The sequence below is a fragment of the Marinobacter alexandrii genome (assembly GCA_039984955.1).
Classification (GTDB): domain Bacteria; phylum Bacteroidota; class Bacteroidia; order Cytophagales; family Cyclobacteriaceae; genus Ekhidna.
The window spans coordinates 239,323-255,549 of the sequence record JBDWTN010000007.1 but is presented as its reverse complement, the minus strand read 5'-3'; the positions used below and the strand labels follow the sequence as shown (position 1 = coordinate 255,549).

General features: G+C 37.7%; 12 protein-coding genes. 6 read left to right on the top strand and 6 right to left on the bottom strand.

The window, feature by feature from the left end; translation table 11 throughout:
• Nucleotides 1-140 precede the first annotated feature (140 nt).
• Entirely contained in the window at nt 141-2,381 is a 2,241-nt protein-coding gene (locus ABJQ32_07485; protein MEP5289475.1) for an outer membrane beta-barrel family protein, read from the top strand.
• A gap of 80 nt (nt 2,382-2,461) precedes the next feature.
• On the opposite strand, the gene ABJQ32_07480 is transcribed toward ABJQ32_07485, so the two are convergent.
• The 6 genes from ABJQ32_07480 to ABJQ32_07455 form a co-directional block, all read right to left on the bottom strand.
• Complete coding sequence (locus ABJQ32_07480; GenBank protein MEP5289474.1) at nt 2,462-3,007, bottom strand: transposase; 546 nt, start codon at nt 3,005-3,007, stop codon at nt 2,462-2,464.
• Between the two features lie 131 nt (nt 3,008-3,138).
• Nucleotides 3,139-3,711 carry a hypothetical protein gene (locus ABJQ32_07475; protein MEP5289473.1) on the bottom strand — a complete coding sequence of 191 codons (573 nt, stop codon included), beginning with the start codon at nt 3,709-3,711 and terminating at the stop codon, nt 3,139-3,141.
• Between the two features lie 12 nt (nt 3,712-3,723).
• The gene (locus ABJQ32_07470; GenBank protein MEP5289472.1) at nt 3,724-5,055 is read right to left on the bottom strand and encodes an LPP20 family lipoprotein; all 1,332 of its coding nucleotides are present in this window, start codon (nt 5,053-5,055) and stop codon (nt 3,724-3,726) included.
• Complete coding sequence (locus ABJQ32_07465) at nt 5,052-6,293, bottom strand: CsgG/HfaB family protein (GenBank protein ID MEP5289471.1); 1,242 nt, start codon at nt 6,291-6,293, stop codon at nt 5,052-5,054. Before ABJQ32_07465 ends, ABJQ32_07470 begins: the two co-directional genes overlap by 4 nt.
• Nucleotides 6,294-6,362: 69 nt before the next feature.
• Nucleotides 6,363-7,586: a DUF4476 domain-containing protein gene (locus ABJQ32_07460; protein ID MEP5289470.1), complete on the bottom strand. Its 1,224-nt coding sequence runs from the start codon at nt 7,584-7,586 to the stop codon at nt 6,363-6,365.
• A gap of 114 nt (nt 7,587-7,700) precedes the next feature.
• Nucleotides 7,701-9,578, bottom strand: coding sequence for a tetratricopeptide repeat protein (locus tag ABJQ32_07455; GenBank protein MEP5289469.1), 1,878 nt, complete (start codon nt 9,576-9,578; stop codon nt 7,701-7,703).
• Between the two features lie 117 nt (nt 9,579-9,695).
• Here ABJQ32_07455 and ABJQ32_07450 point away from each other — a divergent pair, with 117 nt between their 5' ends.
• The 5 genes from ABJQ32_07450 to ABJQ32_07430 all read left to right on the top strand — a co-directional run bounded on the left by ABJQ32_07450 (nt 9,696) and on the right by ABJQ32_07430 (nt 16,226).
• Nucleotides 9,696-13,211, top strand: a complete 3,516-nt coding sequence (locus ABJQ32_07450; protein ID MEP5289468.1) for an ABC transporter permease — start codon at nt 9,696-9,698, stop codon at nt 13,209-13,211.
• A 1-nt stretch (nt 13,212) separates the two neighbouring features.
• A complete protein-coding gene (locus ABJQ32_07445; protein ID MEP5289467.1) occupies nt 13,213-14,343 on the top strand; it encodes an acyltransferase family protein in 1,131 nt (376 codons plus the stop codon).
• 203 nt (nt 14,344-14,546) lie between these two features.
• Complete coding sequence (locus ABJQ32_07440; protein MEP5289466.1) at nt 14,547-15,317, top strand: hypothetical protein; 771 nt, start codon at nt 14,547-14,549, stop codon at nt 15,315-15,317.
• A 5-nt stretch (nt 15,318-15,322) separates the two neighbouring features.
• Nucleotides 15,323-15,715, top strand: a complete 393-nt coding sequence (locus tag ABJQ32_07435; protein MEP5289465.1) for a hypothetical protein — start codon at nt 15,323-15,325, stop codon at nt 15,713-15,715.
• Nucleotides 15,684-16,226, top strand: a complete 543-nt coding sequence (locus tag ABJQ32_07430) for an RNA polymerase sigma factor (protein MEP5289464.1) — start codon at nt 15,684-15,686, stop codon at nt 16,224-16,226. The genes ABJQ32_07435 and ABJQ32_07430 overlap by 32 nt, the downstream gene beginning before the upstream one ends.
• Nucleotide 16,227 lies beyond the last annotated feature (1 nt).

The following is a 16,227-nucleotide window of genomic DNA, read 5'->3' as shown; positions in this document are numbered from 1 at the left end:
GTTTTAAGAAGCTATTCTCCGTTTACCCGGTGCAAAAAGTCGCTGACCGATTAAATTTTTGATTGAAGAGCTGAGTATTGTTATTCACTTTCATGAAAACAGTTTGCTTCGTTCTATTGAATTTTTGTATATCACATTTGATGTCACAAATTACTGTGTCAGGTAATATCGTAGACCAGGATAACCAACCCATCTCTTACGCTACCATTGCTTTTCAATCTCAAACCATTTCTTCCAGACTGGAAGGAGTATTTTCTGACAATGAAGGTCACTTTGAAATACTATTACCACCTGATCAATACCTCATCACTTTCCAAATGGTTGGATATAAACGGTTGGAATTTGAACGGTTGATCACCGCTGATTTGAATCTTGGAAAACTCGTACTTAAAGAAAATGTTAAGGAGTTGGAAGAAGTGATTGTTAGAACTGAACGAAGCTATATCGAGAATGATCTGGGTAAGAAAACACTGTATGTAGGGTCGGATTTGGCGAATGCAGGGAGTACAGCTGTAGATGTGCTTGAATCACTTCCATCAGTGACCACCACCGTCACTGGAAACATCAATGTGAGAGGAAGTGAAAATGTGATCATTTATGTGAATGGAAGAGAAACCAAACGAGACCCCAAATCCCTTCAGTTTATCTCAGCTGATGCATTGCAAAAAATTGAATTGATAACAAATCCATCAGCAAAATACGACGCAGAAGGAGTAGCAGGAATCATTAACCTTGTTTACGCTAAATCAAAGTCAACGAAGCTGGAAGTATTCACGAGTCTTTCGTCTCCATTTCGAGGATCAGTCGGCTTAAACACTAGTATCTCATCAGATGAATTTACCTTCAATGTCAATGCCAGCGAGAGAAGATCATTATTTGAAAACAGTGAAGACCAGGTACGACTTACACCTGGGGACAGTTTGAGGAAATATGAAAACCTAACTTTTTCAGAGGGTCAAGGATTGACACGTGAAATCAGTGTAGGTCTATCTTACGAACCAGATACGAGTTTTTCGATAGGACTCGAAGTGAATTATCTGCGATGGGATGATGAAGCCGATCAGACACAAAATGGTCTTTTTGGCTATGCTAATTCTACTATGCAGATTATAGAATTAACTAATGAGTGGTTAGAAATTGAAGATGAAGTTTCGCTGACATTGTCTTCTGAGAAAAAGCTAAAAAGGAACGAATCAGTAAAGCTTCAATTCACAGCAGGAGGAGAAAATGAAACGAACAACACCAGTTTTAATAACGAAAATGTAAATGTTTCTCTTACACCTATTCAACAATCTGTTCAATCATCAGATGAAACGGAGGATCAGCGATATTATCAAGCTAAGCTCGATTATTCGAAACCCCTCTTCAAAAATCTAATATTAGAGGTAGGGGCTGTTTCTGATGCATTTGATTTAAATGTAAATCAGACATTGTCTTTTTTCGAAAGTGATCAAGTTGATAATCGGTTTAAAATTGAAATGGACAAGTATGCTGGATATGCAGTGCTTGAAAATAAAAGAAATCAATTGGAGTACGCTTTGGGAATAAGATACGAGCAATTCAGATCCACTTCATTGCAAAAATCGACGGATAGCACATTTACTCAACGATTCAATAACTTGTTTCCGAGTCTCCAATGGAAGTATGCTATTGGAGAAAGAGATTACAGCCTGGGTTTCAATTTTACACGTAGAATCAATCGGCCTTCTTTTTGGGAGGTAAGTCCATTTTTATCTTATACAGATCCTCTCAATTTGGAAACTGGCAATCCATTCCTCAGGCCTGAATTTGGGTATTTGTATGAACTCACATATTCTGGAAGCTGGGAGAAGTTGAGCTTTGATTTGACAGGTTTTAGAAGAACAACGGAAGATGTTATTCAGCGGGTGACATCACCTCTGAATGAGGAACAGTTACTGGTATCGTATGCTAATTTGGGTACTCGAAATGATGACGGAATAGAATGGAACGGAGTATTTGATGTTTCAGAAATGATTACGTTAGAAGCAAGTGGAAGCGCCTATCGAACGCAATTCAAAGAAGAGAGTCAAGCCGTATTTTTCAGTGGAAGATGGAATTGGCAAAGCAGGTTTAAGCAACGTTTTCGCTTAAAAAGAGACTGGATAATTGATTTAACTGAGTATTATCGAGCTCCACGATATGGTGCACAATCAATCAGTCTATCACAGTATTATATCAATGCCAGTATTCAAAAGTCTTTCCAACAAAAACGAGGACATGTGACGTTATCTCTCAGAGATGTCCTTGACTCAAGAGTTTTTGGAACTGAAGTAGTAGGGGAGGGCTTTAACTTGGAAAACAATTACAAATTCCAGACTCAGGTACTAACGTTATCTGTTAGATATAAGGTGTTGGATTAGGAAGATTTCCGAAGTTTCCAAAACTTCAGAAATCTCTAACTTCCGAATACTCAGTCGTCCATGTATAAAACTTCGGAAGTCTAAAAAAGTATCTGTCTGGCCTTGCTCTCCTCTAAAAAAGACTGATGAAATTGAATAAACGCTTCTTGGTTCCCGAACCAATCAATAACCTCTTTCCTTGATAGCTTGGTTGGTTTTTCACTCAATAGAGAAGTGTAAGAACTGTGATTCCAGTCTTGAGGGTACTTAACAATTTGGGCTCTCACCGGATTGAGATGGATGTATGCGACGATCATTGAAAAGTAATAGTCATTATCAATTTGTTTTTTCTTGAATTTACTTTGAAATAGGCTACCTGTTCGATTATAAGATTTGTTGATCGCCTTTGCATATGAGATGAAAAAGTTTTTGAATGCTTTGATAACTTCTTCCGATTCTGCTTCATCTTTGATTTGAATGAACATATGGAAATGATTAGACATCAAACAGTAGCAGTAAGTATTCACATTGGAGGTTAAGTATTTATCATACTGATTAAGAAAAAATTCATAATTCTTATTCTCCTTGAAAATATTTTCCTTATTGTTTCCTCGATTATAAATGTGATAATATTTACCAGCTTCCACGGAATCAAAAATATATAAAGAATGAAGATCTTTAAGTAGAAACTAGACTTTCGAAGTTTTCAAAAACTTCGGAAGTCTATAAAAAAAGGCAGCCATGCGGCTGCCCCTGGAAAGATTGAGATACTCGAAAGTTATCTTCCCATCTTTTCCATTTCTGAATTGAATGTCTGCTTGAACTTTTCATAATCATAATCAATCTTCAATCGTTCATCTGCAGAAAGGCGATCGTTGTAGGCTGATAAAACCAAATTAGGGTCCAATTCAAGTGCTATATAAGATTTATAACTACCTCTAGAGGTAAGCGTTTGCTTCTCACAAATCACCTTTGACCCTCTCAATTCCTGATTGACAATTTCCCTGTTCAAACTTTCAAATCTTTCTTCTACTTCCTCTTTGTTTTCAAATTCTCGCGAGTTTACATAATTGTCAGTTACGGCTTTCACTGTTGTTTCCACCTGAGCGGCAAGATCTGCTCGAGCGTTGCTCAACGCTTTCTTTTTGGAAACTACTTGGTCTTTGCTTTCTCCGATGGAATTGGATCTGAAGACCTCTCCTGAGCTGAAGTATTCTGATCCCGAACATGGTACAATTACCTCAACCTCGTCAGTAGGGACTGTTTGTGGTGGGGTGTTTTTACATGCTCCCATAATTGAGATAAGTACGATGACTATGAGAGTTTTGAATAAAATAGATTGATTTTTCATAATGAAACTGATTTAATCTTTGTTGATAAAATTTTTATTAATGGAGTTCTCCAGCTCTTCCAAATAGACTTTTCCCGCATTTTGATAGGCTTTTATTCCCGCAGATTGATAAGAGGTATGAATTCCTTTTATTTCTGAGAAGGAACGGGAATAGATACGTTCATTCAACTGATTTTTTATATCAATTGTGAAATCCAGGTAAGAGGTAAAAAGGCCTGATAGCTCACTTCCTTTTCGTGTATTTGATTTAATTTCTACTTGATATTCTGCATTTGAATCAATTACTCGATACCCTTTTTGAGTAAAGAGTTTTTTAAGCATAGAGCGAAGGATTTCTTGATCGACCTCTTGATCAAGGTTCCGTTCACTAGAAGAAATACCTATGGTAATGGGAGGGATGAAGAATCGAATAGTAAGTTGCGGTCGAGTTACTCCTTTTATCAATGTTTGGATGATAGGGTATGAGGCAAAAAATTGAAAATTGGCGACTGCTGTTAATCCTTTTGAAGCTGTTCTCCTATTGATCACTTGATGGATTTCCCCTCTTGGATTCGTAACTTCACTTGAACGATCGCTTATGTTAATTGACAGGTTTGATACAGGAATATTGTCTTTTGTAATGGCATTAATTTGTATTCTTTTTTGTGATTCGCCAGGACTAAACTGATAAGAAGCTGAGTCTGAAATAAGAGTAATTTCCGATAGGGTAGAAAATATCCTCGAGTAAGCTTCTATGCTTAAATCGATCGATTTTTCTTCTATAATGACTTCATTTCTTTCATTGAGATAATCTGCCAGTGACTCTATGCTTTGGGCATAGAAATGAAGCGATTGTATAATTTGTCCTCTCTGCCTTGCTTTGCTTCCATTTTGGAAATGATCCCTGGAAATGTTTAAGGCAGCTTGCTTCTTTTCTTTCCTAAGCTGTTGGAGTTGACTTTTACTTAATCGATACTGAACCCAGTAATATTGATCATCGCTCCAGGTATCAACTTGCTCGTGTAGCTCGATAGATTGGGTTGTTGTTGACTTGATAGCCGCCTGAAATTGCTCACTAAATCCTGCTTGATTTTCAATTTGATTTAAAAGTGATGTCGATTCGATTGTTACGCTGATCTCTGATGCTAAATCATCCAGTGCTTCTAGCTTGGCATTTACTTGGTAGTCTGGATCCGAAAGTGAAGCATTTCCTACACCTATGTAATGCTTGTTAGAAGTAGGTTTTCGCTTCACCCATTCCGGTTGATTGGAAAGAGATTCTTCTTTCTCAACAGACGTTGGAGTAGGAGGTTGATAAGCTCTGCAAGCGCCCAATATTAGTGCTATAATGATAAACTTTTTCATTTTCTGAAATAGTTATCTAATGATTTTGCTACTTTTTTAGATAGCATCTTTTGCACTTCACTATCCATCTCCTTTTGAGTTAATGTTGTTGGATTTTGAGAGAAGAGCTTTAAGAATTCTTTTCGTTCCTTCCCCTTAGTGTAGATGGCTGATCCATTTGAAGGATGAAGTGTATTGTGATCACCTTCATAGAAAGCATAGCTTATATTGTTCTCATAATTTTCAAATATGACATCTGATGACAGAACTTCAGCTGTTGCTACGTCAATGAGTTGATATTGAAGTGAAACTTCTAAAGCATTTTTTATGAAATATTCTTGATAAGTAACCGGGTAGTAATCTTTAATATAATTCGTAGTTTGCGTAGCAGGATCATACACTTGCTTACTAGTTGCTACATACGCTGTTTTATTCTCACGGGTATTGGTGATGTCACTCATGTTGTAATTCAACACCCGAGTAAGTAGCATCACCTCAACTCCTAAAATTTCCCCTAAATCAGCGACGGACTGCTCGTTTAGTAATCCTGTCAAACCTAGCTTTTGTTCTTCAATCAATTGATCCAGGTTATCTCTACTGATCACCCGAATGAGTGGATTGTCAAGCTGAATGATTTCAGCTAGTAGGCTGTTTCTGAATACATCTCCTTTGCTTGACCTATTCTTACTGTTTTCAAGGATGGAAACCCTTGTGGCCTTTGCTTTGATTTTGTCGAGATAAGCCGAAGATTCCTTGTAACCGCTTATTGTACTGAAAATATCCCATGCCAATACCCATTTATATTGATTGTAAAGACTAACAGCTTCTGTGTATTTGCTCTCGTTATCTTCTTTCTTTTCCTTTGTTAATTTGAATTCAGATTCGGTTTTCAAACGTTGTTTATCAGCTTTATAGTCTGTGTGGTAGTAGGCGGGAATCTTTGCTGAAATGTTGAAGTATTTCAACTCCTCTTGATACTGAATTACATTTTCAAACATGTTAACTGCTTCTTCTAATTCTCCTGAATTTCGTGAGATGAAGTATGCGGAAAGCTTTTTATCTATAACCTTTTGAGCAGTTCGTTCAAGTCCAGAGATAGCATCTGTTCTCGTAGCGTTCTTGTAAAGGACTTCTTTGTACTTTTCTGCAGCCTGTTCATACTGTTCACTGGATTCTAGCGCAAATGCTTGTTTAAGTAGCTTCTTTTGCGCTTGCGAAGTGAAGCTTACTATTATCAATAGAATTAGAGTATGTTTCATTTTGAGATTCTCTAGGTGAAAAATGAGACTTCCAAGGTTTTGAAACTTTTGAAGTCAGTTTGGGCAGTGTTATTGATCTGCCAGAAAACCTTCTAGTTCTGCAACTGAATCTGAGTAGGTGAGTGCATCATTGACCTGATAGTAGTTGCCTTTATCTACTGTTTTGAGGTAGGCGAACTTTGCGACATCCAGCTTTTCTTCTTCGTAAGTGAAAAGCTCCATGAAACCAATTACTTGATCTACGGAGAAACAATTTGCCCTAACAATCTGCTTAAATACCGTCATCTTTTCATCTCCGAACGACTTCCCCTCAATGGATTCTTTTGAACGGTTGAAGTTCCCATCACTCATAGGGGATGCGCATCCAGTGCTTATGGATGGGTTAGGAGCTTGATTTGGCTCAACTGATTGACTGGAGGCTCCATCAATGATGATTTTACCGCTATGTTTCAACTTTACAGACCATGTACCTGCTGCTTCTATTACTGTCAGTTTGAAATATGCATTACTTTTCTTCCAATCATTTTCATTGTATTGGAATGGTACTTCACCGGAATATGACTCTACACCATCATAAGAGATAGTTACAGAAGCACCTATCGGATTCTTCATTTCTATAACCGGGCCCATCCGGTTGGCATTGTAGTAGTTGAAGTTAAAAACTCGTCCATCACTCAGAATAATCTTTTTTCCTTCCACTCTAGCAGATAATTGAGTAGCAGATATCTGTGTGTTGCCTGATTGATTGGTGGGTTGCTGAGTCTCATTTGATTGTGTGCTTTCCAGTCCACCCATATTCACACTTATGCCAACAGATTGGTCACCGACCTTCATATTGATGCCAATCGTTTCACTATCTGTGTTAATTGCAGAGGTAGTGCTAGACGATTGAGTACTGGCAGTTGTGGAAGTCTGGGTAGGAGGTGGAGTTGTATTCGTAATCGGCACAGCCTCAGTTTCCGATTCTCTTGGAATAGGAGCAGAGCTTACCGGTCTAAGAACGTATTTTCCTTTATTGTTCTTTTGGATTGCAGATGTCATTTCTTTTCCAACCTCCATCATGATCCCTTTTTTGATTTCGGGAGCACCTGGAGTTTCGAAGATAATTTTTACCTGAGCGAAATCGCCTGTGATTCCAGAGGCCTTTGCTCTGGATGCTGGCTCCTGATTTATCTGCGAACCATTTACGTAAAGTGTGAAGTTCTCACCCTCTTCAGTATAGAAGACAAGATTGGATTGGCAGTTTGCTACAAACGAACCAAAAATAAAAATTGAATAAATTAAGTATCTCATGATTTTATGTTTTTAAATCCGTACGAAAGACGGAAATGAGATACATAGCCACTAATTTTTGATCTCTACATGATCTCTACAAAGGGTGAAATACTCTATGAATGTGCGAAAATCTTAGATGGATTGAAGTGCTTCCGACAAATTTGCAGATGCCTCTAGATTCATTTTCTTTCTGAGTCTATACCTGCTCATGTCTACACTTTTAGGAGAAATATTCAATACGGTAGATATTTCTTTTGAGCTTAGGTCGAGTCTGAGAAGTGCGGCCAGTCGTTTTTCAGAAGCAGTAACTTCTGGATACAAGTCACTGAGTTTGGCAAAGAAGCCTTCGCATACATTTTGAACATACCTATCAAATTCTTCACGATCCTTGGTGATAGATTCATTGGCTCTCACGATTTCTTGGATACCTACCAGATCGGAATTTTCAATACTTTGAATTTTCTCATTCAAAGATTTTATAAACTCATTCTTCTGAGTAATCTGAACTGCGAAATTGATGAGCTCTTGATTTTTGTAATCAAGCTCTGAGGCGATTAACTCCCTTTCTTTTTCAGCTAGTTTCTTTTTGACTTTTTGTTGTTTAACAAATAGAATGCTTACTAAAATCAACCCAATAGAAATCGAACTTATTAGCAGAATTATGATACGCTGATTAGCAATTTGGGCGGATTGTATTTCTGCTTCTTTCACTAACATCGTGTTACGATTTTCTTCTTCTATTAAGTTCATTCTTGCTTCCATAGCACCAGTGATACTCGCTTTAGATTCGTTGAATAAACTATCTTCTCTTAGTCGGAGTGAATCCAGCATGTGATACGCTTCTTCTACCTTTCCAGAGGCTAAAAGGGCTGGATGTAGCTTTTCCATCGCAAGGTTGATCATAGGACTGAAATTCTCGTCAATGGCCATGTTTAATGCTACATAATAGTATTCTATTGCTTTAGCATATAACCTCAATTGCATGTAAGCATCACCAATGTGACTATTTATTAACTCTATCTGGTCAATGTCACTGTCCTTTTCAAAAAAATCAAGCGCCTCTTTTAAAGCTGTAATTGCTTCCCGGGATTTGCCAATTTCAATGTAATAGATTCCTAAAAATTTCCTAGCAGTGGGCACCATCGAGGGATCATTTTCGATCAACTCAAACAACAAATTAACATATAGTTTCATCGAGTCTGGTTCATTTAGATACTGGTAATCTTTTATATGACTGATTACCACATCAATTTCCCAGACTTTATTATCATATTCTCTGGCTGCTTTCAACGACTCATTGGAATAGAATAAGGCTTTTCTGTGGTCGCCAATGAAATGATGAAGCTCGTTTAAGTTGAAATATGGTGCTGTCTGATTTTTTAGATTATTTTTTTTCCTGATTTCTAAAGATTCTTGATAGTACTCTATGGCTAATTCATAATTATTGAAGAGTTTGTAAATGATTCCAATATTATTGTATGACTTAGCAATATTTTCCGGATCCTCCAGTTCTTCATAGATTTTGTTTGCACGTAGATAATACTTCAATGCTTCGACGTATTCACCTTGATGATACAGATTTACACCTGTGCTGTTCAACGCATCTCCCTCCAAAACTCGCTGATCGGTTTTCTTAGCAAATTCAGCAGCATTCAGATAATATTGAACCGCTCTTTTTCTATTCCCACTTCTTCGAACTTTCGAGGCAATTTCAAAAAGTGATTCAAAAGCCATACTGTCCATCTCGCTCTCTTGAAATTTTTGATGTGCTAATGAATAGGTTTTAATTACTGTATCCAATGGCATTCTCATAGAATAATGAAGCTCACCTAGTCCGTACAGGTAGTGTGCTTTATCTACGCCTGAAAATTGATTTTGATAAGAAATATAGTAGTCAAGTGCCTTCTTTTTATCCTCAATGACTAGTGCACTATCCAAAATTTCATTAAAATTTTGAGCACATAACAAATGGCTTGCCATTAGAACTGAAACAAGGGCTAAGGTTTTCATATTGATATCGATTGACAATTTATATAATTGACCTAATTAGTAACGCGTTTCGAATGTCATATGAAGAAAAACTAGACCATAGCTTATCAAATCCAACTATTTCCCCATTTTTGATTAATGGATCAGTGGTTGTCATTCCCTTGGGTTGAGACTTTTACGATGAGTATCCTCTTGATAGGAACCCTGTCAGGTGTGATATTGCTGATAAATAAATTCCCCGCTGGACGTTGGCTTGGCGTATTGACTCTCAATTATCTTGGAATTTTAGTTTCTCAGCAGTTTGGATTCGATTTAAACAGACCTACCCTATTGGGTACTCTTTCGATCGTCTTGTTTTTGTATGCAAAGGCCTTCTTCTTTCAAAAGAAACGAATAAGTGGAATTCATCTGTTGCCAGTTGTTCTACTCATTGCTACGTCTATCTACGTGGATCAGGCATATGTGCTTGCAGCTTTTAGTGGAATAGTCATTATTAGCTATATTTTCTCAACTATCCGATTGATGTACTTAGAGAGTAACTCCAGAGGATTTTCATACTTTTTAAATGCGGGTTCTAGAATCAGATGGTTCCGAAATTTTATTACCTATAATCTGTTTCTTTTAGTTACAGCATTCATTGGTGTAGGAGCGCCGACTTTTGCGTTATTATTACTGCTGCTTATTGGTCAAGTACTTTACCAACTGCTGAAAGAGTCAAATTTTTTGACACCTGTGCCAGTAGGAAACAAGTATCAAAAGTCGACACTCAATCCATCTATAAAAGCCTCAATTCTTGAAAAATTAGAAGCTGTGATGGATGAACAAAAGTTCTACCAAAGAGACGATGCATCACTAAGTAAACTGGCGGAGGAATTGGGAGCGACTACTCATCATTTATCTCAAGTACTCAATGAGTCATTGAAAATTAGCTTTCAGGATTTGATGGCACGCTACCGAATAAGAGAGGCTTGTAAAATTCTTAGAGATAAACGATATCAGGAGATAAAAATTGAAAATGTAGCTACTATGGTTGGCTACAACTCAAAATCAGCGTTTAACACTGCTTTTAAGAAGAGAACTGGGCTTACTCCATCGGAGTATCGTGAGGCAAAGAACGTTCAGACTTATGGGGAAGAACGTCTATCCGAACGGAAAGAACCATCATTCGGCAGTGAGACTTTTAGTTTGAATCATGTTTTTAACCTAAAAATAAAAAGCAGCATGATTCTTAATTTTCTAAAAGTGTTTAGTAGAAATTTGAAGAGAAATAGCCTCTTCTCGTTGATAAATTTATTTGGCTTGACAGTTGGGTTTGTGTGTAGTATTTTCATCTACTTGTTTATTGAAGATGAGCTTTCATATGACAAAGGCATAGCAGATTATGACCAGATCTACCGAATTACATGGATGGGAGATAATCCACAAACAAGAACACCACATCCAATGGCACAAGCCATGGCTAATGACTGGCCAGAGGTGGAGGCAGCAGTTTCTATATCACCATGGTATGGCCCGGGGCTGAGCAAGGAATCAGTGAGGTTGAAAAATCCTAAGACTAATATGTTGTTTGAAGAGGCGGATTTCTTTTTTACAGATTCCACTTTTTTTGATGTTTTCGATATTGAAGTTCTGGAAGGAGATGAAGAAGCATTGACCAAGCCTTTCTCTTTGATTATCACAGAAGCAATGGCTCAAAAATATTTCGGCGATTCGAGCGCTATTGGAAGAGAACTTGAGTTAAACGATATGCCTATTGCTGTGACAACAGTTGTGAAAGGGATGCCTGAAAATGCTCATTTTCACTTCAATGCCATCATTCCTTATATCACTTTGAAACAGATCAATCCCAACGATAATTGGATGACATGGGAAGATTTTGGTCATTTCAATTATATCAAAACTGGCAAAGGAGTTGACCCTGCAGAGCTGCAAGCCAAAATCTCAGAGTGGGTTTCAAACTATTTAGATTGGGATCAGGAAAGCATAGATGGATTGATGGATGCATCGATTGGATACTTTGGAGTGCAGCCAATAGAAGATATTCATCTACATTCAAACTTACGGTGGGAGCTGGAAAGCAATGGGAATGTGCTGTATATCTACATATTGACAGCTACATTAGTTTTCTTGCTGACTATTGCAGGCATCAATTATGTCAATCTAACCACTGCAAAATCTCTGGAACGAGCAAGGGAAATTGGTGTACGCAAAACATTGGGAGCAGTTTCCGCTAATCTCACTATTCAGTTTTACCTAGAATCAATCATCTTTTCTTTGATTGCATTCATCCTCTCTCTGATTGTTGCATACCTTTTTATTAACGGATTCAATTTTCTATCAGGAAAAAATTTCATGACTGATTCTATTTTCAATGGTGCTTTCTTTCTTAAATCATTGGGACTGTCTCTAGGTATTGGTCTTTTGGCGGGCTTCTATCCTGCAATAGCGCTTTCTTCTTTCAAACCAACGGAGGTATTGAAAGGAAAGCTGACTACTTCAGCAAAAGGGGTGAGAATGCGTAGTGTACTTGTTGTTTTGCAATTTGCAGTTTCTGCGATTTTGATTACGGGTAGCTTGATTATTTTCCGTCAGATTGATTTTATGAAAAATACAGAATTGGGGTTTGATCAAGAAGCAGTCATCTCTTTCAATATTCCAGTGAGCATTGCTACGGGAGGCATAAACCTTCCTGCTGTCTATTCCGTGAGGCAGCAAATTGAAACTATTTCTGGCGTAAGAAGTACTTCAATGATTTCTAACCTACCTGGAGGTCAGTTTAATCAACATCCTGTATATGCGAAGAATAACCCGGACAATCGAATAGATTTTTCGGAGGTAATGGTTGATTTTGGGGTAGAGGAAGTACTGGGTTTAAGAACTGTAGCAGGCCGAGCTTTTGATCCATCTTATGCATCAGATACAGCCAATGCCAGTTTTGTTATCAATGAAATAGCTGCCCAGCAGCTAAACATGGAAAATCCAGTAGGAGAGCTGCTTATGTGGGTTGATAATGATACAACCTACGAAGGTCAAATCATTGGTGTGGTAAAAGACTTTCATTACAAATCGCTTCATCAAGAAATACAACCTTTACTTATGGTAGTCGAACCCTATGCAGCCGGGCATGTTTTGGTCAAATTGGATGGGAATGAATTCGGAAGCGTGATGACTGAGATAGAAGAAATTTACAGCCAATTGAATGCAGAACTTCCTTTTGAGTATTACTTCATGGATCAGCAGTTGGCTGAATTGTATGAAGGAGAGATGAAAACGCTAAATATTTTTTCCGTCTTCACAGGTATAGCGGTGGCATTGGCATGTCTTGGTTTGCTAGGAATGGCCATTGCGACACTTAGCCACAGAATCAAAGAAGTGGGTATGAGGAAAATATTGGGAGCTAGCTCTCCTCAAATCATGCGCATGGTGCTAGGTCAGTTTTTAAAGCTGATTACAATTGCGCTTCTGATTGGGCTTCCTTTGGCCTATTTGCTCATGCAAACATGGATGAGCGAGTTTTCGTACCAAGCGTCTTTTGGAATTATGCCATTTATTTGGGCAAGTCTTGCTCTACTGGTTGTGGCTATTCTAAGTGTAGGTTCAGCGGTAACTAAGATCACCTTCTCTAATCCAGTGGATTCATTGAGATACGAGTAACATGGAAAAAGTACGTCGATATGACTTGGACTGGCTTAGAGTCATTGTGTTCAGTCTTTTAATTTTCTATCATGTAGGGATGTTTTTCGTTCCTTGGGGATGGCACATCAAGAACAATGAAGTATATGGGTGGCTGAGATATCCCATGCTATTTCTCAATCAATGGAGATTGCCCATCTTGTTTGTTATTTCAGGAATGGGAACTGCTTATGCACTTTCTTTTCGTTCTGCTGGCCAGTTTATAAAAGAACGTTTTATTCGTCTTTATATTCCGCTGGCTGTAGGTATGGTTCTGATTGTTTCGCCTCAGGTCTATATGGAAAGAGTCTATGATGGTGATTACTCTGGTTCTTTTCTAGAGTGGTTTGCAAGTTGGGAGTTTATAAATGGGTTTTATCCCGAAGGAAATTTTAGCTGGCATCACCTCTGGTTTTTACCCTATCTATTGGTTTTTTCTATCGTTCTCACTCCCATATTTGTTCAGCTGAGAAACAAACCAAATCATTCTTTTTTGTCCTGGATACGAAAACGAGTGTCCAGAAATCCATATTTTTTGTTTTGGCTGATTTTGCCTTTGTATCTCTGCGAAGCATTTCTAGAGCCATTCTTTGATGTTACGCACAATCTGGTATGGGACTGGTTTAATTTTATGAGTAGTATAATCTTGTTCTTTTATGGGTTTATTCTGATCTCTATTAAAGAGCAGTTTTGGAATGCTGTAGGACGCATTTGGAAAAAGATGCTGGTTATGGGAGTTATGTGCTTTGCAGCGCTCTTGTACAGATGGTATTTTTTAGAGGATTCTTACATAGTTCATTTCACAGAGGCACTTATAAAGGTCATCAACCTCTGGGCATGGATATTGACAATTTTTGGGTGGTCTTCTTTGAATCTCAATAAGAAAAGTAGGACGATAGCATATGCTAATCGAGCGGTTTATCCATTTTACATCCTACATCAGACAATCATCATAGTTATAGGCTATTACATCTATGATATGGAATGGAGTCTTGTGATAAAATTCAGCGTGATGTTGATCGGGACGTTTGGGCTTAGTTGGCTGCTTTATGAGTTTTTGATTCGAAGGGTAAGGCTTCTCTGGCGATTGTTTGGCTTGAAGAAAACTGGTTAGTTTATCAGTTAAATAGACCTCCGAAGTTTTGAACATGGACGGCTAGTCTTCGGAGTTCTTCAGGAATGCATCTTATACATAGCTATTAAATACAGCACGAATAAATCTCCCTTCATGATTTTCTCAAACTTTTTTCAAGGATTGTAACCTTTTCAAAAATCTTTTCATCCAACCGGGCATAATAATTCAAAATAAGAAATACTATGCGCACATTAACTGTACTACAAGTCATTATTACATTACTGATTTTTTCAACGGGCTCACTGCAAGCACAAGTGGTCAATGAAGCAGAACTATTTGAAGTATTGAAGGAAAAGGATCGATTACTCTTCTCGATCGGCTTCAACGAATGCAATCTTGAACAAATGGAAAAACTGGTGAATGATGATTTTGAATTCTTTCATGATAAAGATGGATTCATTGGTTCGAAGAAGGAGTTTATCAATACCATCAAAAAGAATTTATGTAAGAATGGTAAGAATGTATTAAATCGGGAACTTGGTAATACTAGCTTAGAAGTATTTCCTCTTTACAATGAAAAAGGTCTCTATGGTGCTTTACAAAATGGGATACACAACTTTGGCAGCACACAGGCTAAATTTTCACACCTTTGGTTGCTCGATGGGAAAGAATGGAAGCTATCAAGAGTTGTAAGCTATGCTCATAGTCAGGTGACGATGGTGAATACTGGCCTTGAGTTTATCGAGTTGAGCGATAAGAATATGAAGAAATTTCTGGGTGATTATCAGTTTTCTCCGGATTTTATCTTATCGATTGTCCTAGAAGATGGTAAATTATTCGGGGATGCTCAAGGGCAAAAAGTAGAAATCAAACCTACCTCGAATAATGAGTTTGCAACAGAAGATTCAAGTACCATTATTACGTTTATTGCTAACGGAAATGGAGTGATTACCAGTCTTGTAATGAAAACTCCGGAAGGAGAGATGCCAGCACAAAAAATAGATAAAGGATAAGAAAAATGGGAAATACAATAGAAATAACTCAATTAATTGTCTTTTGTATCATCGGTGTGGCTTTCATAGCAGCACTGTTTCTATCCTGGTATTTCTATCATCAGGCAAGAGATAAAGAGCGGATGGTTCTGATTGAGAGAGGTGATAAATTGGAGGACATCATTGGCGTTCAGAAAGAGAACAAGTTTGAGTTTACTTTTCCTTGGCTCAAAGTAGGAGTGGTGTTAGTCGGAATGAGTATCGCTTTTTTGTTAATAGGGTTTCTAGTCAAATCATTGGAAAATGATATGGAATTGTTCAAAGGGTTTTTGATTACATTCATCATCGGAGCATGTCTTGGAATTGCGTGTGTGGTTAATCATTTCATTGGAAAAAAGGGATTGGATAAGCATGGATGAGGTTTACCTCGATAAAATCCTTGCAGGAGATTCCGATGCTTATCGTTACTTCATCAATACCTACAAAGACATGGCCTTAAACATTGCGGTATCCATTGTAAAAGATGATCAATATGCCGAGGAAGTGGCTCAAGATGCTTTTGTAAAAGCTTTTAGTGGAATTAAGTCCTTCAACAGAGAGTCAAAATTTAGTACTTGGTTTTATCGGATAGTGGTCAATGAATCTTTCCAGCGACTGAGAAAGCTGAAAAAGGAAGTTCCGACAACAGATATAAACGAGGTTAGTTTTAAGAAAACTTCAGCCAATGAGTCAGATGAAGATCGAGAAAGAATTGAAAAAGCACTAAAGGCATTGCCTGCAAATGAAAGCCTGGCACTAAATCTTTTTTATTTGGAAGAGAATAGTTTAAAAGAGGTTATGAACATTACAGGCTGGACTCTGGCAAATACAAAAGTAATTTTGCATAGAGCAAGAAAGAACTTGAGAAGTAAAATGGAAAAAACGAAATAGC

Excerpts from the sequence above, each read along its gene's own strand:
- ABJQ32_07485 (MEP5289475.1), top strand. The coding sequence starts at position 141 with ATGTCACAAATTACTGTGTCAGGTAATATCGTAGACCAGGATAACCAA.
- ABJQ32_07475 (MEP5289473.1), bottom strand. The coding sequence starts at position 3,711 with ATGAAAAATCAATCTATTTTATTCAAAACTCTCATAGTCATCGTACTT.
- ABJQ32_07470 (MEP5289472.1), bottom strand. The coding sequence starts at position 5,055 with ATGAAAAAGTTTATCATTATAGCACTAATATTGGGCGCTTGCAGAGCT.
- ABJQ32_07465 (MEP5289471.1), bottom strand. The coding sequence starts at position 6,293 with ATGAAACATACTCTAATTCTATTGATAATAGTAAGCTTCACTTCGCAA.
- ABJQ32_07460 (MEP5289470.1), bottom strand. The coding sequence starts at position 7,586 with ATGAGATACTTAATTTATTCAATTTTTATTTTTGGTTCGTTTGTAGCA.
- ABJQ32_07455 (MEP5289469.1), bottom strand. The coding sequence starts at position 9,578 with ATGAAAACCTTAGCCCTTGTTTCAGTTCTAATGGCAAGCCATTTGTTA.
- ABJQ32_07450 (MEP5289468.1), top strand. The coding sequence starts at position 9,696 with ATGGATCAGTGGTTGTCATTCCCTTGGGTTGAGACTTTTACGATGAGT.
- ABJQ32_07445 (MEP5289467.1), top strand. The coding sequence starts at position 13,213 with ATGGAAAAAGTACGTCGATATGACTTGGACTGGCTTAGAGTCATTGTG.
- ABJQ32_07440 (MEP5289466.1), top strand. The coding sequence starts at position 14,547 with ATGCGCACATTAACTGTACTACAAGTCATTATTACATTACTGATTTTT.
- ABJQ32_07435 (MEP5289465.1), top strand. The coding sequence starts at position 15,323 with ATGGGAAATACAATAGAAATAACTCAATTAATTGTCTTTTGTATCATC.